Here is a 7056-nt window from a genome sequence, read left to right on the forward strand (position 1 = left end):
TAAATAAGAAACTTTTAACGCTGTTAGCGTCAGATTTACTCCTTCAAATTGAGCAAGTATTAAGTCAAATTGGCATTACCTCACTCTGTATGTCTAGTTGATGAATACGATGATTTTTAAATAAAAAATTCAGTAACCATTTACTTTTCAATCTCACCCCCTAAACTAGTAAGCGTAGGTTTTACTGGTATTGCGCATTTGCTTCCCGGTACGACCAAGACGTAAAGAGTTGTTGCTTTTCATACCAATTATCTTAATTAAGTGGTCTATTTTAAGGCGAGAAAATTTTGTCGATAACTAGGCGAAAGTTTTGCTATTTAGTTATTCTAAATAAGAAATTTTTAACGCAGTTAGCGTCAGATTTACTCCTCAAAATTGAGCAAATATTAAGTCTAATTGGTATTAGCATCGACTGATTATCAAGTTGACGTAATTCCAATTTGCTTAATTACATGCTCTTGTATAAGGCGAGTTGGTAAGTAGATTGATGTTTTAATCTCATTAGCATAGCAGTTCGGTTGGTTTATCTTAATTACAAGTATTGAGGCAATATACTGTCACTGTAACTAACATAAACCCATCACAGGTGCGTGGAGCCATTCTTTTGATGCAATTGAAATGTATTGATCGAGTGAGAACGCCAAATAATCTAGACTGGGCAAAATTTTTTGTAACTTAAAGGGTATGACGTAACAGCGAGTGATAGTAGGTTTCGTGGTTAACAAAGCCATTGCAAATAGCTATTGACTGGTGTTAAAGGTCACAGTTTTCTTTGTTTCACTGCCTATTTAGTTTATGTCGAATTGTTATTTTATAGTGTGTAATTTTTAACTTATACCAATTATCTTAATAAACTTGCTATTTTGAGACGAGAAAGTCTTGTCGATAACACCGCTACAGCGCCCTGCTATCGCCAAGATACCTACATCCATGTAGGTACAAAATTTCTAACGCGGTTAGCGTCAGACTTACTTCTTCAAATTGAGCAAGTAGTAAGACAAAGTGGTATAACTACTATGTCAGCTTGATGTCTTATCACGATGAGAACAACAAGAGGGTATCATGGGCAATAACCACGATAAATACAGCATCGATAATACGGACTACACCGTTGGGCAAGACAACGTGCAAAAGTGGGGGTTTGATGTGCATAACCCCGTGTTTGGCGTAAGTGCAGGATTAATATTAGCTTTTTTAATTGCTGTACTATTGGTCGATGCAAATACAGCGAAAACCACGCTTGATGGCATCAAGTGGGACATCATAGGTAATTTTGATGTGCTATTTATGTGGTCGGGGAACTTCTTTGTCTTATTCTGTCTAGTACTTGTGCTTTCCCCCTACGGAAAGATACGCTTAGGCGGTGAAAATGCCAAGCCTAGTTATAGCCGAGCATCTTGGCTTGCTATGTTATTTGCCGCAGGTATGGGGATAGGCCTAATGTTTTGGGGCGTCGCTGAACCTGTAGCATATTATACTGGCTGGTATGAAACGCCATTGAATGTTGCAGCTAATACCCCTGAAGCTGCCGAACTTGCCATGGGCGCGACCATGTATCATTGGGGCTTACACCCTTGGGCAATTTACGCAGTGGTTGCACTTTCCCTAGCATTTTTTGCCTACAACAAGGGACTACCGCTGTCGATCCGCTCTATCTTTTATCCTATCTTAGGAGATAGAGCATGGGGTTGGCCTGGGCATATCATTGATATTCTTGCCGTACTTGCTACCTTGTTTGGTCTTGCGACGTCACTTGGTTTGGGTGCACAACAAGCTGGTGCTGGGATCCAGCATGTATTTGGTATAGAGGCAGGACTTAGCCTTGAAATTGCCGTGATCGCGGGCGTAACTGTCTTGGCAATTATTTCCGTTGTCCGCGGTATTGATGGCGGAGTAAAATTACTCAGTAACATTAATATGCTAATAGCCTTTGCATTATTACTATTCGTTGGTATCGCAGGTTTTGCAATTGCCTTGGGTAATATTCCGACAACTTTAATGGCTTATATTGAAAATATCATTCCGTTAAGTAACCCTCATGGGCGTGACGATGAGGCATGGTTCCAAGGCTGGACAGTATTCTATTGGGCATGGTGGATATCTTGGTCACCGTTTGTTGGTATGTTCATCGCTCGTGTGTCAGAGGGACGAACCATACGCGAGTTTATCACCGCAGTATTATTAATCCCGACATTGGTAACCGTGATCTGGATGTCAATTTATGGTGGCCTTGCTATCGATCAGGTAAAAAATGGCATTGGTGCGCTTGGCACAAATGGCTTAACTGAAGTGCCTTTAGCTATGTTCCAGATGTTTGAAAACTTACCTATGAGTGATTTACTCTCGTTCACTGCGATTTTACTTGTACTGGTTTTCTTTATTACTTCGTCAGACTCAGGCTCTTTAGTTATCGATAGTATTACCGCTGGCGGTAAAATCGATGCGCCAGTACCACAACGTATATTCTGGGCGAGTATTGAGGGTGCGATTGCGGCTGCGCTACTGTGGATCGGTGGTAAAGAGGCGATTGAAGCACTGCAAGCGGGTGCCATTTCTACAGGTTTGCCGTTTACCTTTGTACTACTGCTGATGTGCGTAAGTTTGATCCTTGGGCTAAGGACTGAGCCTAAAAGCTAACAGTCGTTAATGCCATTACAGGCGGAGCTTGATGTATGCTCCGCCTTTTTGTTATTTGGATTTAGCTCCACCAGCGCTTCACCATATCTGATGGATCTAAACAATACTGAGCCTGGGCTTGAAGTAACTCTGCCGTTGCCAAGGCATCGGACAAAGCATGGTGGGGCTGGTAATATGGAAGCCCATAGCGCTTTCTGCAATCAGCTAAGCGCACTGAAGGAATGGGTTTACGTTTAAGCTTATCAAGCCAGTTTCTAGTATTATTTATTGCTGACTTCTCAATTTCCATTGTATCAATGACCGGAAACTCAATTCCTTCATCTACTCTTGCCATAAGCGCAGAGTTAAAAAATGACTTCTCGACAAACTGATAATGCACCACGATGACTCTACCATGAAGCGACGCAAACACCTCCTCAAGAATATCCTCCAGATCTGGCGCGCTTTCAACTTGAGAATGGGTTATCCGATGAAGTACCACAGACTCTTTAGCAAGTGGACTCGTTGGTTTAACTAACCAGTGCTTTGCTTGCGCTACGCGGATCCGCCGCAAATCAAATGGCACCACGCCAACACTCACTATGTCATCGATATTTGGATTGAGCCCCGTGGTTTCAAAATCAAGCGCAACAAATTCGCACTGACCCAATTGCTGATAAGGGTCAACCACACCTTGTTGATAAAATGACTTAAGTCTTGGATCTCTTGCCACTTTTGCCAAATGCTCGAAGCGATTTGGCCATGACATAATCTCACCCTGCATCTTTACACCGCTATTTCATCATGGATTTATTTTGGTAGCGAAACTTTAAAAAGCTTTGCGCTTTGTCTAACACACCAAATGCTTCTTTCAAATTGCGCTGCTCAAAATCAGAGAGTGTTTCAGGTGGTAAACTGTTATCTGGCTTTTCACCCTGCTCAATTTGCCAGGCTTGATGGCGAATACGCATGATAGCGATGTATTCAAGTGCAGCTTGTAGATCTAATACTTTACCTTTAGGAAGTATATTTGCTTCGTCAATATCTTCGAGTCGTTCAAAGGAGTTTTGTTTTTTAGAGCCAACACCAAGCGCATGTACACGAACCAAATCCGAAAGTGGTGCTGTGCCACGTCGTTTAATATTCATCGACCGTCTGTGCTCACCATCTTGCTCCAAAACAAAGCCATTAAAAAAGCCAAGTGGTGGTGTTCTTCTTAGCGCATTATGCGCCATTGCCGCTAAAAATTTAGGTGTACTTTTTGCCTTTTTACTAACAAATGCGGTTAACTTCTCCGCCCACTTTACTTCCCCCCATACCCCTTCCAAGTCAAAGAAAATTGAGCTATTGAGTAAGGCTTCTGGACTAGGCTTATCAATCCAACTTTCAAACTGTGATTGCCATTGACTAAATGTTAACCGCCAAGCAGGATTGGTCGCCATAATGCCACCATCACAGTACTTATATCCGCAGTTTGCAAGGCCGTCACACACAAATTTTGCGAGTTGCTCAAAGTACACTCCATGCTCTGTAGGTTTATAATCGTCATCTAAGATCAACGCGTTATCCTGATCCGTTACAATTAGCTGCTCGTCCCGAGCCATTGAGCCCAGAGCAATAAAACAGTAAGGGATCGGGGAGGGTCCTAATTTTGCCTCTGCTAACTCGAGCAATTTATGTTTAAATGTTTTACCAATAATAGACATAGCAGAGCCAATCATATGTGAATTAGCATCTTCATTGACCATGCGAGTGAATATTGCAGGGAGCTGTTTAGCATAACTGGCAAGATCTTCAACGCTTTGCTGATCCATCAAGCCTCTTACAAATAGCAAACTACTTTGTGACTCATAACGCAAAATATCAGAAAGCGCCACAACTCCAATTGGTTTGCGTTTATGAACTACAGGCAGATGATGAACATTGTCTTTGAGCATCAACATCATGGCTTCAAATACGTACGCATTAGAATCTACAATCACCAAATCGGTAGACATAATCTCAGAAACCGGCGTTTGATAGTCAAGCCCTTTAGCAACAACGTTTACCCGCAAGTCCCTATCGCTGATCAACCCGACAACTTGACCATCGTCCTCATCGGGGTCTTCTACCACAGGCTTTTCAGGATCATAAATTAGTAAAGATGAAACCTGCTCTGTTGCCATCACTTGTGCGGCTTGTTGCACTGTTGCATTACGTTCGACGTATACCACATCACGTAGCAATAGTTTACGTACTTTAGCAGTGGTTAAGTCGTTACTATCTGCTTGCTCAGATACTGTTATTTTGAGCCTAGCATTGTCATCAGCTTCAAAATAATCAGCAAATGCCTCATAGACATCGCAGTATTCATCAAATACACCCACAGGAATGCAATACACTAATGTATCTTCGAGGCTTTGCGCCCCAAAGCGAACCTTACGATTCATCAATAAACCGCGTTGACCAAAGATCCCCCCTGCTGATATACGATTGTATAATTCACCCGAGCGGCGGAATAATTCCACAGCACCAGAGCGGATCACATACAGGTAAGTGATTTGCTCACCATACTCCAGAATGCGACTCCCCTCACGGTAATAGCCAACTTCAACTTGGCTTGCAAGGCGGTGTAGTGCCTCCTGCGGTAAATCCGAGAATGGCGGATAAGCGATTAAAAAGTTGGCAATTTCCTGATGTTCAACTTCCATGGTTTGCCCTGAGGTAAAACAAAAACTCTCTCTATTGTGGGCAACGAGGTCTGAATTTGCAATCAAAGTCTGCCTAGCAAGAGGTTAAATGACAAAGTGCTGTTAGCTATGCTGTTGTTTTGATTCATATCACTTTCAAAACTGACGAAACCGCCTCATACTAGAGGTCTATAACCATTTGCAACAGGAATCGCACTCATGACTTATGAAGTCAATTTCGATGGCTTAGTAGGACCAACTCATAACTACGCCGGTTTATCTTACGGTAACGTGGCCTCACTTTCTAACGCTACCAGCATTTCAAATCCAAAAGAGGCGGCGTTACAAGGCCTTGAAAAAATGAAAGCGATGCACGACATCGGCTTAAAACAAGGGATATTCGCCCCTCATGCGCGCCCAAGTTTATCACCACTGCGCCGAGTTGGCTTTTCAGGCACTGATGCCCAAGTATTAGAAAAAGCATATAAGCACGACCCAATTTTACTACGTGCTTGCTATTCTGCTTCGGCAATGTGGACTGCAAACGCTGCGACTGTGTCACCGTCTATTGACTCAAATGATGGTAAAGTTCATTTTACCAGCGCTAATTTAAACTGTAAGTTTCATCGCTCCATAGAACCAACCACCACAACCAATTTACTACGCGCTATGTTCGCTGATGAACAACACTTTTCACACCATCAGCATTTACCTGAACAGCCCTTTTTTGGCGACGAAGGTGCCGCGAACCATACTCGTTTAGCAGATGATCATGCAAGCCAAGGTGTTCAGTTATTTGTCTATGGCTCAAGTGGTTTTAACAGTAGTATTAAAGGCCCCAGCAAATACCCTGCACGACAAACCCTTGAAGCGAGTCAAGCTGTTGCAAGGCTACATCAATTAAATGAAAAACAAGCAATTTTTATCCAGCAAAACCCAAATGTTATTGACCAAGGCGTGTTCCACAATGATGTGATTGCTGTAGGTAATGAGAATGTACTATTTTGTCATGATCAAGCCTTTATCGATAAACTAATAGTTTGACCAAAATCAGACAAGCATACATTGGTGAAAAGCCGTTGCACATTGTTGAAGTGCCAAGTCACGCCGTAAGTGTGGAGGATGCGGTAAAAAGTTACTTATTTAACTCACAGTTGATCACCTTACCATCAGGTGAAATGATGTTAGTTGCACCTGAAGAATGTGCAAAAAATACCAATGTTGCGGCCTACATAGAGTATATGCTTGGTGCGAATAACCCTATCTCGCAAGTACGCTTTTTTGATTTGCGTCAGAGTATGCAAAACGGTGGTGGACCTGCATGTTTACGATTACGAGTGGCGCTTAACGATACAGAATTGCGTGCTGTTAACCCTGAAATCATGATGAGTGATGACAAATTTGCTCAGCTCAGCGCTTGGGTCAACAAGCACTATCGTGATCGCGTAACAGAGCAAGACTTAGCAGATCCCAGTTTGTTGCACGAGTCTTACGCAGCGCTTGACGAACTGACACAACTGCTTAATTTGGGCAGTGTTTACGAGTTTCAACAAGCCTAATAACCGCACACACTTAGCTCAAGTTAATTGGTTTTAGACTTGAGCTAACACCACACTCGTTTACTTGAGGGCAATAGTAATAAACGCTTACGTTACAGCTGAAACTCACTCACGAAACTTTGTTAACCCATAAATCAGTCCAGCATGTTGTTATACCAATTAGTCTTAATACTTGCTCAATTTGAAGGAGTGAATCTGACGCTAACAGCGTT

General features: G+C 42.4%; 3 protein-coding genes and 1 pseudogene. 2 read left to right on the top strand and 2 right to left on the bottom strand.

Going from position 1 to position 7056, the window contains the following annotated elements; translation table 11 throughout:
- Nucleotides 1–1062: 1062 nt before the first annotated feature.
- Nucleotides 1063–2637, top strand: coding sequence for a BCCT family transporter (locus D9603_RS21110; protein ID WP_128732808.1), 1575 nt, complete (start codon nucleotides 1063–1065; stop codon nucleotides 2635–2637).
- A 61-nt stretch (nucleotides 2638–2698) separates the two neighbouring features.
- Here D9603_RS21110 and D9603_RS21115 read toward each other — a convergent pair whose 3' ends face one another.
- On the bottom strand, nucleotides 2699–3400 hold the full coding sequence (locus D9603_RS21115; RefSeq protein ID WP_128732809.1) for a 3'-5' exonuclease: 702 nt from the start codon (nucleotides 3398–3400) through the stop codon (nucleotides 2699–2701).
- 10 nt (nucleotides 3401–3410) lie between these two features.
- A complete protein-coding gene (locus tag D9603_RS21120; protein WP_128732810.1) occupies nucleotides 3411–5306 on the bottom strand; it encodes a DUF294 nucleotidyltransferase-like domain-containing protein in 1896 nt (631 codons plus the stop codon).
- Nucleotides 5307–5504: 198 nt separating this feature from the next.
- Between D9603_RS21120 and astB the strand changes: the two are divergent.
- Nucleotides 5505–6844, top strand: a pseudogene (astB, locus tag D9603_RS21125) (N-succinylarginine dihydrolase).
- Nucleotides 6845–7056 lie beyond the last annotated feature (212 nt).

Origin of the sequence: Pseudoalteromonas sp. PS5 (assembly GCF_004103255.1) — a bacterium.
Taxonomy (GTDB): domain Bacteria; phylum Pseudomonadota; class Gammaproteobacteria; order Enterobacterales; family Alteromonadaceae; genus Pseudoalteromonas; species Pseudoalteromonas peptidolytica.

Excerpts from the sequence above, each read along its gene's own strand:
- D9603_RS21110 (WP_128732808.1), top strand. The coding sequence starts at position 1,063 with ATGGGCAATAACCACGATAAATACAGCATCGATAATACGGACTACACC.
- D9603_RS21115 (WP_128732809.1), bottom strand. The coding sequence starts at position 3,400 with ATGCAGGGTGAGATTATGTCATGGCCAAATCGCTTCGAGCATTTGGCA.
- D9603_RS21120 (WP_128732810.1), bottom strand. The coding sequence starts at position 5,306 with ATGGAAGTTGAACATCAGGAAATTGCCAACTTTTTAATCGCTTATCCG.